This is a genomic window from Vibrio sp. JC009 (assembly GCF_029016485.1).
Classification (GTDB): domain Bacteria; phylum Pseudomonadota; class Gammaproteobacteria; order Enterobacterales; family Vibrionaceae; genus Vibrio.
This window is the reverse complement of the sequence record NZ_CP092106.1, coordinates 95,599-114,399: the sequence shown is the minus strand read 5'-3', so window position 1 is coordinate 114,399 and position 18,801 is coordinate 95,599. Positions and strand designations below refer to the sequence as shown.

Genomic DNA, 18,801 nt, shown 5'->3' with positions numbered 1-18,801 from the left:
CTAGATGCCTCTCTTCAGTTGTAAGCGCTTCACATCCACAACCCCTTCGGTTTCTGATGCGGCCAGATCGATAAATTCCACACCAATACCCTGACTTTCTTCAAGATAAGCCAGCCAGTTTAGCAACTGATTAAACGGCAGAGGCTTCACCCAGACCTGAAGGGAATCATTTCTCGGCTGCATACGGATTAGCTCAACCCTGTAGCGCCCGACAGACGAAGAGACAACCTGATTCACTGGTGCAGAAGAGATGGCTTTACCGCCAACGCCTCTTAACTCCGTAATTCTGTCGGCTTTTTTTACCACCCAGTCATGCAATTGCTTTTCGCTGTTGATACGGTTTTGCGCCTGACCGGCCCGGTCAGCCATTGGCTGAACAAGGCCCCAGTAAACACCGGCAAACACCATTAAAGTCAGGCAGATTAGCAATAACCGCTGCTCCCGGACGCTGTTGCTGTTCCACCAGGTAAGCACACTATTCTTCAATCCGCTCATGGCTCTCTCCTCAGCACAAAGCTTCCCTGAACCTTATCGCCTTCACGATCCAGCGGTCCCTGAGTTACCACGAAAGTTTCCGCCAGTTTCTTTCTGACAACTTCAAAAGTCTGGAAGTCTTTCATCTTAGCTTCCACTCTGACCTCACCCCGGTTGGCGTCGTATCTCAGCGATGTGAACTTAACCTCTCCCTGTTTGTTCAAAGCCTCAGGCAATGCCATCAGCCAGGTAAATACAGAGTCACCAACACCGCCTCCAGAAAGCCTTCTCTCTTCATCATTCATCTGGCGTTTAAGATAACTGACGGTCGGGATTTTTCTTTTATCCGGAAAGATAGCCCGGAAAATCCGCTCGCTCTCAGCCCGGTACGCCTTCGCCTGCTCTTCAGCCTGATTTATCTGCATGACGTTCTGAATCAGCGCCACCACAAGCAAGAAGCAGGCAGCAACGGCTGCACCTTTCCACACTCTCAGATGCTTCAGAATAGATGACTGAGGCTTAAACTCACCGGACAACAGGTTTTCAGAAGATGCGATTGCCCCTTTTGCCAGCAGCTCCATCACCAGCTCAGGCTCTTGCTGCTGCCACTGTTGTGAATCACTGTTTTCTGGTGCCGGGGTATAACTGTGAACCGGCAGAACGGACTCTTCCGCTTTTCGCCAGTCAGAAGCAAAAAACTGAGGCAGCCATTCCTGCTCAATCACCAGTCCCGAGTACACCGCCTTGCGAAGCAGCCAGGTATCATCTATCTGAACCGCAGAAATCGCCTTCTCTTTCACCGGAAGCGCAAGCACATCCGGGACCACTTTCTTCACTTCAATGCCAAGCTTAGAGAACTTATCAAGCAGAGATTTAATATACTGGCGCTCAACTACTGCCACATAAGCCTTCTGGCCTGCTTTTTTCATCACATGAAAGTGCAGACTTTCCACATCCTGGGCAATATCGTCTTCCATCAGATACGGCAGAACCGTGTCCAGCTGCTTTGAAGCGCCGGCAGGCAGTTCAACCTCCGACAGAACAATATCGCCGGAATCCGGAATAATGATGGTCGTTCTTTGTCTGGCATAAGGAGCCAGCTCTTCAAGCTGCTCATGACCTGCTAGTTCACCACTGGCAATAATCTCATTCTGGCTTGCCGACCAAACAAGCCAGCTAACGGTCTTTTCTTTATCCCTGCTCAGCCGAACGGTCAGAAACTCACTCACTGATCCCTCCAAAGCGACGACGTATCACCGATACCTCGTCATTATCATTAACGTAAAGCAAGCTGCGAACTCTTACTCTCGATTCATTCACTAATATCTGTGCATCCAGTTCAAAATAACTGCTATCCACAGCAAGATAGCCCTTTGCCTTGTCTGTGATAGTGCTGTCTATACCGGAAAGACTGGCCTCAGACAGAAACTCATCAACACTCTCCCAGCCATCAAAGGGGCGGTTTTCCACCAGACTCCGTGCATCACCAACACTAAGCTGAGGAGAAAACAGCGCGGCCAGAATCACAGCGCCTTTCTCATCCAGCGTATTTATATTTAACCGCCAGTCATCCTGCGGTATGGCACAAAGCACAGGGGCAATCAGTGTCATCATCCGCGGGTCAGTCTGGTATATGGACCTTAACTCGCTGGCATCAGCCAGAATGCCATTTGCGGCCATATAAGCCGGCGAAAGTGCCTCATAGGTACTGTCTTCCACGCCAAAGTTACTCAGCGATCTGTCATCCGCATCGAGATACTCCCGCACTGAATCAGCAAATACTTCAGCCTGATAGTTTTCTATTCCAAGCTCTTCCAGAGTCAATTGCAGCACACTGACTAAATAGGGCTTGGTCTCACCCTCAGAAAGCTGCTGACTGCTACTGGCCGCCAGTACATTAATATTGTAGCAGGACTGCATATCACGAATCTTTCCGGCTGCCTGTCCGTAATCAAGCGGGAAGACCTGCTCCTCCAGTGCCCATGGCTGACTCATATTAATCGTATCGCTGTCTTTTTTACTTTCGGTAACAGCGTACTTTGCCAGTGCTTCCACACCGATGGCATACCAGTAAGCTTGCTGGGAATCCCTCTGATTCTCTGCGTGCTGAAAATTAATAAACAGCCGTTCAGACATGGTCGCAGCCAGGGAAACCATCACAGCCAGCACAAGCAGCACCACGATAAGCGCAACGCCCTGCTGTTTATATTTCGGCCCGGACTTATGGCGATATTTACTCATCCGTTACCTCTTCATCCGAGGCAGTAATCGCCAGTTTCGCTCCCGAAGTCAGATATACCCGGGTCACCACACCATAGTCAGCCAGCGTCAGGTTCAGCTCAACGGCTTTTGGCAGACTGTAGGACTCACTCCATTCGCTTTTCCAGCCCTCTTCGCCATAAAAGCGCATTTCCAGTTCTTCAACATCCGTCAACAGAGGGGTCACAATTCCCTGCTGTCCGGCTGGCGTATCCGGATAGCGCCACCAGACTCTTTCCAGTTGCTTATCTCGGATGCGGTAACCAACCTTGGTCACTTCGCCTCTGGGAAAAAACTGCTGAGGGTTCTGCCAGCCCAGACGGACAAACAGCACACCGTTACTGTCCGAATCTAACAATCCTTCACTGAACCAGAGCAACTTCCCCGATGCCTCTTCGCCATTGTTTCTGAATGGTCTGAGCGCTATCTGACGAAAGTCATTGTCAATCATCACCATAGCCCGCTGAATCTCTTTCAGGCGACCAGTGACTTCTATCGATTGCTGGTTGCTCTTCTGCGTCTGATCCAGAACCTGATAAGCCGAAAAGCTTAAAGTGGTAAAAATCGCGATAGCAACCAGCACTTCAATCAGGGTAAATCCGCTGTGCTTCCCGCTGAATTTATAACTATTTCGGCGCATAACTTCTCACCGTCGCCACAGGATTTTTTACTCCCGGCTCTGTAGAAACACTGACATCAAACCCGGTAATGTAATCCGCTACCGTGGGAACCGGTGCCACCTTCCAGTACCAGGTGCGTCCGGCCATTTCTGTTTTGCCGGTTTTGGCCGATGAAGGCACACCATCAAGCAGAACCAGAGCCATCTGATTATCCACCACCATGGAAGCAAAGGTCTTTTCTTCCAGGTGACGCAGTGTATTCGTATGCTGACTGACCGCACGGATAATACTGAGCGAAGCGGTGGCAAAAATCGCCAGTGCCACCAGAACCTCAAGCAGAGTCATTCCTTTAGAAGTCCGCATTACTCTTCTGCCCCCTCAAGCGACTCGCCGGGAGCCAGAAGTTTTACCTCTCCGGTTTCAAGCGCTATCACCCGCCAGGCATCCTCTTCTCTTTTGACTGACTGCGCCTGAATACTCAGATTAAACGGGGTAATTTCACCACTGGACAGCACAAACACCTGTGGTGGTTTTTCCTTTTTCTCTTCTTTAAACTCGGCAAACATTTGATCGTCAAACAGACTGCTCTGTTCAAACAGGCTTTCGTTCCGGTTCCAGGCACTGTTCCCAAGAGAAAAAGAGAAGCTCAGCGCTTCATCCAGCTCTTTGGTCTGGTAACGCTTGGACTCAAACAGCTGCCAGCCTTCTCCGGTCAGCTTTAAATAACGGTACTGATTTTCCGGCACCTCAAAACGAAGGCCAAAATCGGTACCATTGAGAACCGCATCTTCATTAAGCAGTAAAAGCCGGTGATAAAAACGCCGCGCTTCCTCTTCCGCCAAATCCTCCTGAGTGGCAGGAAGACTCATCACCACAGCTACAGTACCCAAAGAAAGCACCACCATGGCAAGCATGATTTCTATCAGAGTAAATCCAGCATTTCTCTTCATAAAGGTGGCTTACTGGAAGTCCTGCAGGTTCCAGTTACCGATATCAGCGTTAATTCCTTCACCACCTTCCTGACCATCGGCACCTAAAGTAAAGATATCGATAGTGCCGTTATCACCCGGGCTCATGTACTGGTAGTCGTATCCCCAAGGGTCTTTTGGCAGACGCTTGATATAACCATCTTCCGGATAACGGCGTGGCTCAGGGTTACCGGAAGGCTTATCAACCAAAGCCTCAAGCCCCTGATCGGTTGTCGGGTATACGCTGTTATCCAGCTTGTAGCGATCCAGCGCACTCTCCAGAGAAGTAATATCCGCAACCGCTTTTTGTACTTTTGCTGTATCTACGTTGCCAAACATATTCTGCGCCACAAAACCGGCCAGAATACCTAAAATAACAACAACAACCATCACCTCAAGCAGGGTAAAACCCGCCTGCTTTTTATGTACTTTTCTCATTTTTACTCCTGAATAACTAAACCTTGTTATTCTTAACCAACTTAAACAACTTTAGATCTACAACACGCTGTGAGCAGATTCCTGCCTCCGCAGGAATGACGACGATAGTCGCTGAAATACCATAACGCCACCTAGCCTGTAACCCTGACTCTTATACACAAATTTTAAGGTAACCAAAGAACGGTTCTCCCCCTTGAGTAATAAAGCCTAATTGGTTGCTAAAGCTAATAGAAGGGGGAGTTAGAGGGGGTTGGTTATACAAAAATTAACTAAATCGTAGAACCTTAAACCTCTAAGCAACAACCCCTCCTAACCTCCCCTTGGATGTAACTTCTTCTAAATACCGACCTTTCATGTCTAAGGGGAGGAACTTTTCTCTGCCCCACTAGACTTGTGTATAAGAGTTCGCCTGCCGCCCAAAAAGCGTAGCGCCACCCCCTAAGAAACCAAATTATTCATCTCCAATATCGGCATCAGCGTAGCCATAACAATAAACAGCACCATCCCCGCCATCAGCACCACCACCATAGGCGTAAACAACCCAAGAGCAATATTAACGGTCGCTTCAAAATCCCGGTCCTGGTTATCCGCTGCCCGGGTCAGCATCTGCTCAAGTTCCCCGCTCTGCTCACCACTGGCAATCATATGCAGCATCATTGGCGGAAACAGACGGGTCTGTTCCAGTGACTTTCTCAGACTGGCCCCTTCCCGCACTTTTTCCGCAGCCTGCAACACCTGCTCTTTCACAAACTGGTTGGTCATCACATCGACAGCCACCTTCATGCCGTCCAGAAGTGGAATGGCACTGGAAGTACAGATAGATAAAGTGCGGGCAAAACGGGAGGTATTAATCCCCCTGGCAACCTTTCCGATAATTGGGAAGTTCAGAACCTTTCGGTCCCATGAAAGCCTGAAAGATGGCTTTTTCAGCAAAGCCCTGAACAGGAAGATCAGTGCGATAACCGCGGCCAGAACATAAATGCCCCAGTTCTGAACAAAGTCACTCATACCAAGCAGAACCTGAGTCGGGCCGGGCAGCTCCTGTCCCATTTCAACAAACTGGTCAACAATTTTAGGTACCACGGTCGCAAGCAGAAAAGCGACTACTGAAATGGCGATAACCGTTAGCATGGTCGGATAAATCAGGGCCTGCTGTAGCTTAGAGCGCATATGCTGACGGTTTTCAGCATAGTCAGCCAGACGGTTAAGAACGGTATCCAGATGCCCGGATTTTTCACCGGCAGCCACCATAGCGCGGAACAGTTCATCAAAAACCTGCGGGTAATCCGCGAGGCTTTCTGCCAGCATATAGCCCTCAACTACTCTTGAGCGAACGCCCATCATAATATTGGTGATACGCGGCTTTTCTGACTGCTCAGCGACGGCTTTCAGGCACTCTTCCAGCGGCATGCCTGCCTGTACTAACGTCGATAACTGGCGGGTCAGCAAAGACAGATCATTAACACTGATCCCTCTCTGGAACAGTGGCTGCTGCGAGGATGCCTTAACTCCGTTCTGAGCACTGGTTTCGCTCACTTCCACGGGAACCAGTCCCTGCTCCTTCAGCCTCTGCCTTACCTGACGTGCATTGTCGCCTTCAATAACACCTTTCTTTTTCCGGCCTCTTGCATCCAGGGCTCTGTACTCAAAAGCTGCCATTATCCTTCCTTGGTCACACGCATAACTTCTTCAAGGGTGGTTATACCCTGTAGCACTTTTTCCAGACCGTCATCTTTAATACTTGGTGTATGCTGACGAATTGCCTTTTCAATCACCTGCTCACCGGCTTCAGCATGAATTAGCTCCTGAACATCATCATTGATCAGCAGCAGTTCATGAATACCGGTACGGCCGCGGTATCCCTTGCCATTACATGCATCACAACCGCAAGGTCTGAACAGGGTTAACGGCTCACCTTCACTCAGACTAAACAGTTTTTTCTGTTCATTATCAGCCTGATAAGGCAGCTTACAATCGGGGCACAATGTACGGACAAGACGCTGAGCTAACACACCCAAAAGCGAGGAGGAAATCAGGAAGGGCTCAATCCCCATATCACGCAGACGGGTAACTGCACCCACGGCGGTATTGGTGTGAAGAGTAGACATTACCAGGTGACCGGTTAATGAGGCCTGCACTGCTATTTGTGCGGTTTCCAGATCCCGGATTTCCCCTACCATCACCACATCCGGGTCCTGACGCAGAATAGCCCTTAAGCCACGGGCAAATGTCATATCCACTTTAGGATTGACCTGTGTCTGGCCGATTCCGTCGATATCAAATTCAATCGGATCTTCAACGGTCAGGATATTGCGCTCTGTGCTGTTCAGCTCCTGAAGACCGGCATACAGAGTGGTGGATTTACCCGAACCTGTCGGCCCGGTAACCAGAATGATACCGTGAGGACGGGCGATCAGTTTTTCAAACCCATCATGGTTGCGGTCTGTCATGCCGAGACTATGCAGGTCAAGCCGGTTGGCGTTTTTATCCAGAAGACGCATTACCACCCGCTCGCCATGCGATGAAGGCATGGTAGAAACGCGAACATCGACGGCTCTGCCACCAATTCTCAGTGAGATACGGCCGTCCTGCGGAACCCGCTTCTCAGCAATATCCAGCTTCGCCATAACCTTTACCCGGGAAACCAGCAAAGGTGCCAGTTTACGGCTTGGCGCAAGAACCTCCCGCATCACACCATCAACACGGAAACGTATCGACAGCGCCTGCTCAAAGGTTTCGATATGAATATCTGAAGCCGCTTCCTTAATCGCTTCTGCCAGCATGGCATTAATCAGCTTAATAATCGGCGCATCGTCTTCGGATTCCAGCAGATCTTCATTTTGCGGCAGCTCTTCTGCCAGAGAAAAGAAATCATCATCTGCCCCGATATCTTCCATAAGCTGGCGCGCTTCCGACGAATCGCGCTGATACGCTTCGGTCAGCTTGCTTTCAAACTCTTCATGGCTGGTTTCCAGCGGTGAAAAAGAAGCCCTGACCACACGTTTTACTTCAGCCAGTGTCGCCATATTCAGCGGAGCAACATAGTAAAGTACCGGACGTTCTGAGCGGTTGTCACTGTAATCGAGCACCACTTGGTGCCGCTTAGCAAAACTAAACGGCAGACGTACCTGAAAACCTCTCATCTCAGACATTACTTAAGCTCCAGTTGCTCAATAAATGCCTGGATTTCAGGTGCATGCTGTCTCTCTTCACCAAACTCCGGCAGCACCGGCAGTTCATTGGAAAGCAGAGCCATGCCATCCTGAGCTTTATACAGCTGCTCGGCACGCATATAGTTATATTTGCGCTGGGTAATACCGTCGGCTGTCACTCCATCGCGGATAATGGTCGGCTTGATAAATACCATCAGGTTACGCTTTTCAACTGAGTTAGAAGTGGATTTAAACAGATAACCCAGGACAGGAATATCCCCCAGGAGTGGTACCTTAGACTCACTCTCCTGCGTGTATTCGTCAATCAGGCCGCCAATCACCAGCATTTCACCGTCCTGCACCATTACAGAAGTATTTAGCTGACGCTTGGCAAAACGCACATCAACCGCACCATCGGCAGCCAGAACGCTGGAAACTTCCTGCTCAATACTTAACTGAACTGAGTCACCTTCGTTAATCTGAGGAACCACTTTCAGCTTAATACCCACTTCCTGACGCTCTACGGTCTGGAACGGGTTATCGTTAGAAGAGCTGGTTGTTGAACCGGAAATAACCGGCACCTCTTCACCCACCACAAATGACGCTTCACCATTATCCATTACGGTAATGCTTGGTGATGAAAGAATGTTTGAGTTGGTGTCTGAACTAACCGCATTGATAAGCGCCGTCCAGTCACCCATTACAATGCTGGCTGCTGCACCATTCACGCCAGACAGGGCAGAAGCAAGCGTTGAGTAGTCACCGGACTCTGTTGTTTCAGTGGTTACCCATTCATTATCATCAGAATCCCAGTAGCTTGAGGATGTCGTGGTATCTTTGGCTTCTTCCAGACCAACCATCACCGAGCCAATTGTGGTGCCGCTGTTACCGTACTGAATAACAGAACCAGTATCCAGAGAGCCCCACTGAACGCCCAGCTCTGCGCCATCACCTTCTGTCATTTCTACAATCAGCGCTTCAATCAGAACCTGAGCCCTGCGGATATCAAGCTGCGCAATCACATCTTCCAGTGCCTGCATCACATCCGGCTGTGCTGTAATTACCAGAGAGTTAGTATCGGCGTGGGCAGAAATCATTACATCACTGCTACCGGATGAACTTCCCTTCTTAGAAGTTCCCTGCTTCTCTTTCTGAATATTGTCGGATACGCCTTTCAGCACATCCACCAGTTCTTCTGCTTTCGCATACTTAAGGTAGATAACCCGGTTATTGCCTTTGGTCGCCATCTCCACATCCAACTGCTTAATCAGATCGCGAAGGCGGTTACGAACCGTTGGCTCACCGGAGATCAGCACCGAGTTGGTTCTCTCATCAGCCACCAGTTTTGGCTGCAAAAATGCAGGGGTATTTTTGGTATCTGTGGTTTTATTCAGCGCTTCAACAATACGCACCATCTCAGAGGCCGAAGCGTTTTTCAGTTCAACCACTTCAATCTCTTTATCACCAGCACGGTCCACTTTCTCAATAATCTCTGCAAGACGGTTTACCACAGCCGCACGGCCGGTAATAAGAATGATATTGGCAGGATCATAGTGAACAACGTTACCGGCACCGGCATTATCATTGAGCTGACGCAGCAAAGGGGAAAGTTCACGAACGGAAACATTGCGCACAGCCACAACCCGGGTGACTACCGAATCGCCGGATATTTTTTCATTATCGCCGACAACAGGAATCGCTGAAGTTTTGGCATCTTTTGCCTTAATGACCTTCAGCACATTGTTTTCCATTTCAACAACGGCAAAACCGTAAACCTCAAGCACATTGAGGAAGAACTGGTAGTACTGCTCTTCATTCAGCACATCATAACTGCGGACATCGATTTTCCCCCGCACAGCAGGGTCAACAATAATGCTTTTTTCCAGGTTTCGGCTCACGATATTGATAAATTCCTGGATGTCCGTCCCTTTAAAGCTTGCGCTGAATTCATTTGCAAAGGACGGAGCAGTCAACAGACTTCCCATCAAAAGCCACGCACTTTTGCTTAACCAAGGTTTCACGTTTAACTCCCTAGATGTCTCTGCCTTTCGCAGCACACATTAAAATTGAATATAAATTTCTTCCACCTGACCGCCTCGCTCAACAGTCAGGTTAACTTCCGTCAGCTCAGAAAGAGATTGCCATACTTTGCTCATCGTCTTGGGATCGGTAAGTTCTTCACCATTCAGGTGAGTGGCGATATCTCCGTTTTTCAGACCCACAGACTCAAACAGTACTCTGTCTTTACCCGGTCTTACCCGGTAACCGGAAATTTTGCCCTCTTTATTTCTCACCTGAGATAAGCGGATATACTGAAGCAATACCTGAGGGTTCTGGGTAATTTCAGCCCTGATGGCCTCCAGTTTGCTCACTGGGCTATTGCCGGAATCGGATGAGTTCCGTACTGAAGTTCTGCCGTTATCAGTCAGCTTTTTGTACTCGATACCTTCAAGCATCAGGGTTTCATCACGGCCAGAGTTATCAATAATGACGCGGTCAATAAGAACGGCTTTTAATTTAGCTCGCGTCCCTTCTATGACCTCTCCCACTCCGTAAGTTGACTGATTGCCTTTATTAGAAATAACCGCAAGACTGTTTTCAGGCTGAGAACTGGCCACTGCACCAACAAGGACCAGGTTTAGTCTGGTTTTGGGAGCATTCTGCACAACCGGAGCAGCAACTTCAGGGGCAAGCGCATTTTCTGAGTAGACTCCAAAAAGGTTCGCATTTTTTAATTCCGTCAAATCCAGTGCAGGCTGTTCAACCCTGCCACCCGTAACACGCTGAGGCTTCCACAGGGTAATACTCTGGTCGTCTTCTACGCCAAACCAGATCGCCTGGCCTGCAATCCAGGCTGAAGATGCAACAAGTAAAACTGTTACTACTGAGCTGAGATAGGACTGAGAACTGACCACCAGTTGCACAGAGCTAGTCAGTAAACCGCCGGCCTTATTGCCGGGGTTCAATGATAACGACATCGGACCTTTTCCCCTGTTAAAATCTACGCTACTTATTCATGTAAAACAGTGCCAGAGCGTACCATAACTAGCTGTTATTAATTCAGTGAGGATGCCAATTTTCCGGCCTCCCTTGAAAAGAGAGACACATATCACCATTTTTAGTTCCAAGAAAGACAAAATATATACAAAGTTATTATGACTACAAACACAGAGACTGTAAGACTCGACAAGTGGTTATGGGCAGCCCGCTTTTATAAAACGCGATCAATTGCACGGAATATGGTCGACGGGGGCAAGGTTCACTATAACAACCAACGTTCCAAGCCAAGCAAAATTGTTGAACTCGGAGCGGTTATCTCGCTTCGTCAGGGTAATGAAGAAAAAACCGTCATTATCGAAAAAATCTCTGATCAGAGACGAGGAGCTCCTGAAGCTCAAACACTTTACAGAGAGACTGAAGAAAGCATTAAGAAGCGCGAAGAGAACAGCGTAAAGCGTAAACTCAATGCCTTAAACAGTCCTAGCCCGGATCGCCGCCCTGATAAAAAGCAGCGTCGCGATCTAATTAAATTTAAACATCAATAAGCTGGAGTTTCCTGCAATGGCAAACAATGTTTTAAACCGCTACCTATTTGAAGACCTGTCTGTACGTGGCGAGTTGGTTCAACTGGATGAAACGTACCAACAAATTATTTCCAGCAAGGAATACCCGCAGCCGGTAAGCAATCTGCTGGGTGAGCTGCTGGTAGCAACAACACTTCTGACCGCAACACTTAAGTTTGAAGGCTCTATTACTCTGCAACTTCAGGGGGACGGACCGGTATCACTGGCAGTGATCAACGGCGATCACGATCAGAAAGTAAGAGGCGTTGCCCGCTGGGAAGGCGATATCGCTGACGATGCAACCCTGCACTCACTGATGGGCAAGGGCCATCTGGTGATTACCATCACTCCTAAGCAGGGTGAAAGGTATCAGGGTGTGGTTGGCCTTGAAGGTGATACTTTGTCAGACGTTCTGGAAAACTACTTTATCCGTTCAGAGCAGCTGAAAACCCGTATCTGGATTCGTCTTGGCCAGCAGGACGGTAAACCGCATGCTGCCGGTATGCTGCTGCAGGTTGTTCCTGACGGCACCGGTACTCCGGAAGACTTCGAACATCTTGAGCAACTGACTCAGACTATTAAGAATGAAGAGCTGTTCACTCTGGAAGCAAACGAACTGCTATACCGCCTGTACAATCAGGAAAAAGTTCAGCTGTTCCCGGCACAGGAAGTTGAATTCCATTGTGGCTGTTCCCGTGAAAGAAGTGCTGCTGCAATTGTCACCATTGAAAAATCAGAAGTGGACGACATTTTAACAAAAGAAGGTACAATTTCTTTACATTGCGATTATTGCGGTACCACCTATTCTTTCGACGAAAGTCAGGTTGCTGAGCTTTATGTGCAAGCGAATGGCGGAAATAACACCATTCACTAAAATCAGCCGTCACCGCAAAAACGAACATAAGAAATATCCCCTCCTAAAGCCAGCATTTTGCTGGCTTTTCTTTTATCTCAATGATTAATACTAATATTAACCCTCTCATAATCAGTCATTTATTTTCGAATTCGAATAAAAACGAACTAAATTTGATCTAACTCAAACCCGATCTTTGACGGAAAAATAATCGGCAAAAAGTGTGATGCAAAAACAGTATCGCAGGCTTATTGTTGAATTATTTTTGACTTGTCTCCCTGTTTACTCGGTTTCACGTTGTTAGTATGGACAACAGATAAAACAACAAATCTTTACAAAATCCCTACAAAAATCTCAATAAGGAGCACCTATGACCGTTATGGAACAGACTAAGGCTGCAGAACTAGACCTGAAGAAGTACGGACTAACTGACGTAAAGGAGATTGTGCGTAACCCTAGTTACGAGCAGTTGTTCGAAGAAGAAACCCGCGATGACTTAGAAGGTTATGAGAGAGGTATAGTTACTGAGCTTGGCGCTGTAGCTGTAGATACCGGTATCTTTACCGGCCGCTCACCTAAAGATAAGTTCGTTGTAAAAGATGACACCACCCGAGATACGTTATGGTGGACATCGGATCACGCTAAAAACGACAACAAACCCATCACCAAAGAAACCTGGGACGATCTAAAAGTACTGACAACGAAACAGCTATCCGGCAAGCGCCTGTTTGTTCTGGACTGTTACTGTGGCGCAAACGCAGACAGCCGCATTGCTATCCGCTTTATTACCGAGGTTGCATGGCAGACTCACTTCGTGAAGAACATGTTCCTTCGTCCGACAGAAGAAGAGCTGGAAACCTTCGAGCCAGACTTCGTAGTAATGAACGCAGCAAAAACCGTTAACCCAGACTGGCAAAAACACGAAATGAACTCTGAAGTTTATACCGTGTTCAACCTGACAGAAAAAATGCAGCTTATCGGTGGCAGCTGGTACGGCGGCGAGATGAAGAAAGGTATGTTCGCAATGATGAACTACTTCCTTCCTCTGAAAGGCATCGCATCTATGCACTGTTCCGCTAACGTGGGCGAAGAAGGCGATGTGGCTATCTTCTTCGGTCTGTCCGGTACAGGTAAAACAACGCTATCTACTGACCCTAAACGTGCACTTATCGGTGATGATGAGCACGGCTGGGATGATGACGGTATCTTTAACTACGAAGGTGGCTGTTACGCGAAAACCATCCGCCTGTCTAAAGAAGCTGAGCCAGACATTTATAATGCTATCCGCCGTGATGCACTATTGGAAAACGTGGTACTGCGCAACGATAATTCTATCGATTTTGATGACGCATCTAAGACAGAAAACTCGCGCGTATCTTACCCGATCTACCATATAGACAACATTGTTAAGCCTGTATCTAAGGCTGGCCATGCCGAAAAAGTTATCTTCCTGACTGCCGATGCGTTTGGTGTTCTTCCTCCGGTCGCTAAGCTGACTCCGGATCAGACTGAATATCACTTCCTGTCTGGCTTTACAGCAAAACTGGCAGGTACTGAGCGCCATATTACTGAGCCTAAGCCAACCTTCTCGGCTTGTTTCGGTGCGGCATTCCTTACTCTGCACCCAACTAAGTACGCAGAAGTTCTGGTTGAGCGCATGAATGCCGCCGGTGCTGAAGCTTATCTGGTAAACACAGGCTGGAACGGCAGCGGCAAGCGTATCTCTATTCAGGATACCCGCGGCATCATTGATGCGATTCTGGACGGCTCAATCGATAAGGCTGAAACCAAGCAGATTCCTATCTTCAACCTTGAAGTACCAACAGCACTTCCTGGTGTAGATCCTGCGATTCTTGACCCAAGAGACACTTATGTGGATCCGCTACAGTGGGAAAGCAAAGCAGAAGATCTGGCTTCACGCTTTATTAAGAACTTCGAGAAGTACACTGATAACGAAGAAGGTGCACGCCTTGTAGCTGCTGGTCCTCAGCTGGACTAAGCACTATATATCAAAACTGCTAACCTAAGCCCCTCAATTGAGGGGCTTTTTGTTGAATATTAAGTCTATTTGGGTCAACCTTATACTTAGGTAATGAATCATTTGGCTGGATAGTGATGAAACGGATCATCATCATTTTAATATCAACATTTCTTCTGTTATTGACTCTGGGTGCAGGTACGCTTTACTGGATCTTTCAGAGCCAGTACGCCAGCACATTCGTTAATCAGGTATTTCAGCAGCTTTCCCTGCCAGTCACCGTGCTGAAAGCCAGGTATCATTTCCCCAATCAGCTTACTTTTTCCGGTATCGATATAAAGGAGGTACAGGAAGAAGAGATTACCATTGAAAAAGCGGATATATGGTTCACCCCTTCTTCTCTGCTAACCGGAAAACCTGTCATTGAAAGTCTGCTCATTGACGGGATCAGTCTTCAGCACGGGATACCGGAGTTCCAGCTACCGGACACCATCGAACTTAAGCAGCTGGCCGTGATGAATCTGGATTACTCAGACAACGAGATTATCGGCAGAGATATAGAACTGCAGATAAAAAATCCGCAATTTAATCAAAACCCGATTCCTGTACCCTACGGCACCATTCAGTTATCCGCCGGACAGATTTACTGGAAAGGCGAGGCACTGAATAACTTACTGGTGGATATAGACTATACCCCGGAAAAAAGTACCTTATACGGCCTTTCATTTGACTGGAGAAAGGGCAAGTTCTCGGGCCAGGCAGAAAAATACTCTTCCGGCTGGTCTCTGGTTAACTTTACCGTCGAGAACCTTCGATTAAATCAGCAGGACTGGCAACACCTGAACCAGCTTGGATTAAAAGGACTAACCTCAGGTATTACTCACATCAACAGCCTGGATATGCTTAGCAGCTCTGTGGAAACCCCGGAGTTTTCAGTAATCAACTTTGACCTTTCACTGGAGAACATTGATCTGACCAAAAGCCGCTGGCAACAGAGCGAAGGCTATCTTTCACTTAGCAGTGAGAGTATAGAAGCGCATAAACAGCAGCTTATTGACCCTGTATTCAAACTATTTCTGAATCGCGGTGAGATAGAGCTAAATGAGTTCAGTGCAGAGTTCCAGCAAGGTGATATCAACGCCAGCGGTACCTTCTCTCCTGACAGCATTAAAATGGAAAGACTAAGCCTTAACAGCCTGAAGTGGTTCCCTGAGTCCGCTGAGGATACCCGAATTTTCACAGACACCCTGGCAGGACTACAGGAACTGGATCTGAATGAGTTCGAAATCAAACACAGCCAGTTTATCGAGCTAAACGGCAAGCATAAATGGCAGGCCAGCGGACTGAATCTGGAAGGCAAAAACCTTTCTATTATCCGCGATGGCAACTGGGGGCTATGGAGTGGCGAACTGGATATCAGCTCCAGCAGTATCAGTATTGATGAACTGGTTTCCAGTCAGCCTATGATGAAAATGAAAAACCGGGATGGTATCTGGCTGTTAGAGGACCTGTTTGTACCGCTTGATGACGGGCTAATAGAAGCAACAGGGGATGTTGACCTGAGTAAAATCAGCAAACCATGGCGGTTGGAGTTAAGCGCGGACGGAGTGCCACTGGAACTGCTTTCTCACTGGTACAACCCGCCGGTAAAATTAACCGGCCTTACCGAATTTCAGCTTAGCGCTTCCGGCCTGAGTGGTGATGAGCTGATGCTGAGACATTCGCTTTCGTCTGATGTAATCGGTTCGTTCCGCAATACGACCATGACTAACCAAGATGAGGATGAAGCCAGACCGGCCACCATTTCTGATATCCGGATCTCGGCAGTAAGAGGCCATATATCCATGAAACCGGTTGAAATTGAAGGCTATGATTCAACCGGCGTGCTCAGTGCTAATATCGATCTGGTAGAAAAGGAGCAGAACAGCTTTAATTTTCAGTTAAAGAAAAAGTGCGTCGACAGGGAGTGGGATCTGCTTAAACAGACTGAAACTATGCGTATTAGCTGCAGTATCGATGAGCCTTAAGGCTCATCGGTTGATTCTGGCTCACTGTTTTCCGGCAATTTTGGCAGCAGCACATAAGTGCCGGTAAATGCCACCGACTCCTTACCTCCGCTCTCAATAGTGACGTCAATAATAATGCGCGCCTTTCTGCCTTTGCCAAGGCGGTCCAAGTCACCACTAATGCCATCCAGAGAGGTTTTAGCAACCGGCGTTTCTTCAACCGCATGCCGGTAACGAATACGACTGTCAGCCAGAACAATATCCGCTTTCAGGCCACGCTCCTTCATCAGCAACCAGGTCATCCCCCAGCCGGTTAGTGTCGCCAGGGTAAAAGCAGAGCCTGCGAACATAGTATTTCTGGGATTAAGATTCGGGTTTAACTGAGCACAGCACTCAAACTGATAGCCGGTATACTGGCTGATTTTGATTCCCATTTTATCACTGATAGGGATCTGCTGTTCCCAGCGCTCCTGCAGCTCAGCGCACCAGTCAGGCCTGCGCAGAATATTGTCCATGGGATAGAGCTGCTTAACCAGTTGCTGATGACGGTTAGGCCCAATCTGCTCAACCAGTTCACCATGATTTTCAAAACCATGTTTTTTATAGAAAGGTGCAGAGATTTCTCTGGCGTTACAAACCAGCCTTTTGACCCCTTCCTGACGGGCATAAGACTCCAGAGCCACCAGTATTAGTGAACCCAGCCCCCGGTTCTGTTTGTTGCCCTTCACCGCCATATAACGGATCTGACCTTCATTATCCGGAGTAATATAAAGACGCCCGGCAGCCATAGGCCTTCCCCGCCCGTCAACGATCATCCGATGATGACTCATCTCATCAAACTCATCACGCTCAGAACCTCGAGGCAACTGCAAAGGCTCCCGCAGCACCTGCCAGCGAAACTGGTAATACTTCTCGATCTGGTTTTCTGTTTTTGGGGTGAGTAGTTTAAACATTTAAGTCCTTATAAAATTGGGGCTATGGGGCTATGGGGCTATGGGGCTATGGGGCTATGGGGCTATGGGCATCGTAGTTTATCGAAAACAGCTGTCTACAATAATATTCCCAGACCTAACAATCTCGCTTACCCCATCACCTTATAGCCCTAAAGGGCAAAGCCCGTCCCATAGCCCATTACCCTTTAAACCTGCAACCAAAACGTAACCGGCCCGTCATTCACCAACGAAACCTTCATATCCGCAGCAAATCTTCCTCTTTCCGTTGGAAGTACGTTTGAGCAGAGATCGGAGAAATGGTCATAAAGACGCTCTGCATCCGATGGGTGTGCTCCTCGGGAGAAACCTGCTCTGGTTCCTTTTTTGGTGTCCGCCGGTAGTGTAAATTGAGACACCACTAAAACACTTCCGTTCACCTGTTGTACGTTCAGGTTCATTTTATCTTCATCGTCACCGAATACGCGGTATGTGGTGACTTTTTCCATCAGCCTTTTTGCTTTGGCTTCATCGTCATCTTTTTCAACGCCAAGCAGCACCAGTAAGCCTTTTTCAATCTCACCAACTACTTCACCTTCAACCTTAACGGCTGCTTCACTTACTCTCTGGATCAGCGCTATCACTCTTTAACCCTTTCTCTTGTTCTGTCTGTTGATTCTCTCCGGAAACCGAGTTTACCACGTCAGGCCCCGCTCGCCAGCGATCACTTTCGCCCAGGGAGGCAGTGACCTCAGCGCCAACCAGAACAATCAGCCAGCAAAGATAAACCCAGAGGAAAAGGATCGGGATGGTAGCCAGCGCGCCGTAAATAATCTGATAGGAGGGGAAGTTTGTGATGTAAAAAGCAAAGCCCCTTTTGGATACCTCAAAAAGCACAGCAGCAACAACAGCTCCGGCTAATGCATGGGTGTAGTTAACTTTTTTATTGGGAACCAGCAAATAAAGGCCCACAAAGGTCACCAGAGACAGAATAAATGGCAGCCAGCCTATTAGCAGACGGTAAGCTCCGGAAAACGCTTCGCTCTCCATGATTTTTAAGGAGGTCACAAAGGAAGTAGCCGCTAAGCTGGCACCAACCAGAATAGGTCCCAGAGTCAGCACCATCCAGTACATAGAAAAAGAGTAAACCGCACGGCGCTTCTGTTTTACCCGCCAGATGTAGTTCAGGTTCTTATCGATATTGGAGATAAGCAGCAGGGCAGCAACAAACAGAAAGGCACCACCCATAGCGGACATTCTGCCGGTATTTGCCACAAACTCATTCAGGGCATTGCTGACTGCGTCACCGGCAGCCGGCATAAAGTTCGAAATCATAAAATCCTGAATCACGCTTCCGGCATTATTGAAAAACGAAAATGAGGAGAGCACCGAAAGCAGTACTGTCAACATTGGTACCAGCGACAGCAGACTAATGTAGGTAAGATAACCTGCATTAACGTTAATCCGGTCGTGCTGCATCCGCTGCAACAGATAGCGGGAGAAATGAAGTGACTGCTTTGTCACATCCTGGAAATTCAACTTGTATCTTCCTGACAACTCA

The 18,801-nt window shown here is 48.1% G+C and carries 18 protein-coding genes; 4 read left to right on the top strand and 14 right to left on the bottom strand.

Annotated elements, in window-relative coordinates:
* The 11 genes from L3Q72_RS00515 to gspC all read right to left on the bottom strand — a co-directional run bounded on the left by L3Q72_RS00515 (window position 1) and on the right by gspC (window position 10,889).
* The gene (locus tag L3Q72_RS00515; protein WP_275130758.1) at window positions 1-495 is read right to left on the bottom strand and encodes a type II secretion system protein M; all 495 of its coding nucleotides are present in this window, start codon (window positions 493-495) and stop codon (window positions 1-3) included.
* Window positions 492-1,703 (bottom strand): type II secretion system protein GspL, encoded by a 1,212-nt coding sequence (gene gspL, locus L3Q72_RS00510; RefSeq protein WP_275130757.1) that lies wholly within the window; start codon window positions 1,701-1,703, stop codon window positions 492-494. The genes L3Q72_RS00515 and gspL overlap by 4 nt, the downstream gene beginning before the upstream one ends.
* Window positions 1,696-2,715 carry a type II secretion system minor pseudopilin GspK gene (gspK, locus tag L3Q72_RS00505; RefSeq protein ID WP_275130756.1) on the bottom strand — a complete coding sequence of 340 codons (1,020 nt, stop codon included), beginning with the start codon at window positions 2,713-2,715 and terminating at the stop codon, window positions 1,696-1,698. Before gspK ends, gspL begins: the two co-directional genes overlap by 8 nt.
* The gene (gspJ, locus tag L3Q72_RS00500) at window positions 2,708-3,373 is read right to left on the bottom strand and encodes a type II secretion system minor pseudopilin GspJ (protein ID WP_275130755.1); all 666 of its coding nucleotides are present in this window, start codon (window positions 3,371-3,373) and stop codon (window positions 2,708-2,710) included. Before gspJ ends, gspK begins: the two co-directional genes overlap by 8 nt.
* Window positions 3,360-3,716 carry a type II secretion system minor pseudopilin GspI gene (gspI, locus tag L3Q72_RS00495; protein ID WP_275130754.1) on the bottom strand — a complete coding sequence of 119 codons (357 nt, stop codon included), beginning with the start codon at window positions 3,714-3,716 and terminating at the stop codon, window positions 3,360-3,362. Before gspI ends, gspJ begins: the two co-directional genes overlap by 14 nt.
* The gene (locus L3Q72_RS00490) at window positions 3,716-4,303 is read right to left on the bottom strand and encodes a prepilin-type N-terminal cleavage/methylation domain-containing protein (RefSeq protein WP_275130753.1); all 588 of its coding nucleotides are present in this window, start codon (window positions 4,301-4,303) and stop codon (window positions 3,716-3,718) included. Before L3Q72_RS00490 ends, gspI begins: the two co-directional genes overlap by 1 nt.
* 9 nt (window positions 4,304-4,312) lie before the next feature.
* A complete protein-coding gene (gene gspG / locus L3Q72_RS00485) occupies window positions 4,313-4,759 on the bottom strand; it encodes a type II secretion system major pseudopilin GspG (protein ID WP_275130752.1) in 447 nt (148 codons plus the stop codon).
* Window positions 4,760-5,197: 438 nt separating this feature from the next.
* Window positions 5,198-6,418, bottom strand: coding sequence for a type II secretion system inner membrane protein GspF (gspF, locus tag L3Q72_RS00480; protein WP_275130751.1), 1,221 nt, complete (start codon window positions 6,416-6,418; stop codon window positions 5,198-5,200).
* A complete protein-coding gene (gspE, locus tag L3Q72_RS00475) occupies window positions 6,418-7,911 on the bottom strand; it encodes a type II secretion system ATPase GspE (protein ID WP_275130750.1) in 1,494 nt (497 codons plus the stop codon). Before gspE ends, gspF begins: the two co-directional genes overlap by 1 nt.
* A complete protein-coding gene (gspD, locus tag L3Q72_RS00470) occupies window positions 7,911-9,932 on the bottom strand; it encodes a type II secretion system secretin GspD (RefSeq protein WP_275130749.1) in 2,022 nt (673 codons plus the stop codon). The genes gspE and gspD overlap by 1 nt, the downstream gene beginning before the upstream one ends.
* Window positions 9,933-9,971: 39 nt before the next feature.
* Complete coding sequence (gene gspC / locus L3Q72_RS00465) at window positions 9,972-10,889, bottom strand: type II secretion system protein GspC (RefSeq protein WP_275130748.1); 918 nt, start codon at window positions 10,887-10,889, stop codon at window positions 9,972-9,974.
* 177 nt (window positions 10,890-11,066) lie between these two features.
* Between gspC and hslR the strand changes: the two genes are divergently transcribed.
* The 4 genes from hslR (at window position 11,067) to L3Q72_RS00445 (ending at window position 16,332) form a co-directional block, all read left to right on the top strand.
* A complete protein-coding gene (gene hslR, locus L3Q72_RS00460; protein WP_275130747.1) occupies window positions 11,067-11,456 on the top strand; it encodes a ribosome-associated heat shock protein Hsp15 in 390 nt (129 codons plus the stop codon).
* 16 nt (window positions 11,457-11,472) lie between these two features.
* Window positions 11,473-12,348, top strand: a complete 876-nt coding sequence (hslO, locus tag L3Q72_RS00455; protein WP_275130746.1) for an Hsp33 family molecular chaperone HslO — start codon at window positions 11,473-11,475, stop codon at window positions 12,346-12,348.
* Window positions 12,349-12,697: 349 nt separating this feature from the next.
* Window positions 12,698-14,326 (top strand): phosphoenolpyruvate carboxykinase (ATP), encoded by a 1,629-nt coding sequence (pckA, locus tag L3Q72_RS00450; protein WP_275130745.1) that lies wholly within the window; start codon window positions 12,698-12,700, stop codon window positions 14,324-14,326.
* A 116-nt stretch (window positions 14,327-14,442) separates the two neighbouring features.
* Entirely contained in the window at window positions 14,443-16,332 is a 1,890-nt protein-coding gene (locus L3Q72_RS00445; RefSeq protein ID WP_275130744.1) for an AsmA family protein, read from the top strand.
* Here L3Q72_RS00445 and L3Q72_RS00440 read toward each other — a convergent pair.
* The 3 genes from L3Q72_RS00440 to L3Q72_RS00430 all read right to left on the bottom strand — a co-directional run bounded on the left by L3Q72_RS00440 (window position 16,329) and on the right by L3Q72_RS00430 (window position 18,779).
* Window positions 16,329-17,264 carry a bifunctional GNAT family N-acetyltransferase/hotdog fold thioesterase gene (locus tag L3Q72_RS00440; protein WP_275130743.1) on the bottom strand — a complete coding sequence of 312 codons (936 nt, stop codon included), beginning with the start codon at window positions 17,262-17,264 and terminating at the stop codon, window positions 16,329-16,331. The two genes, L3Q72_RS00445 and L3Q72_RS00440, sit on opposite strands and share 4 nt — an antisense overlap.
* Before the next feature lie 185 nt (window positions 17,265-17,449).
* Window positions 17,450-17,884: a D-aminoacyl-tRNA deacylase gene (gene dtd, locus L3Q72_RS00435; RefSeq protein ID WP_275130742.1), complete on the bottom strand. Its 435-nt coding sequence runs from the start codon at window positions 17,882-17,884 to the stop codon at window positions 17,450-17,452.
* Window positions 17,856-18,779, bottom strand: a complete 924-nt coding sequence (locus tag L3Q72_RS00430) for a virulence factor BrkB family protein (RefSeq protein ID WP_275130741.1) — start codon at window positions 18,777-18,779, stop codon at window positions 17,856-17,858. The genes dtd and L3Q72_RS00430 overlap by 29 nt, the downstream gene beginning before the upstream one ends.
* Between the last annotated feature and the right edge of the window lie 22 nt (window positions 18,780-18,801).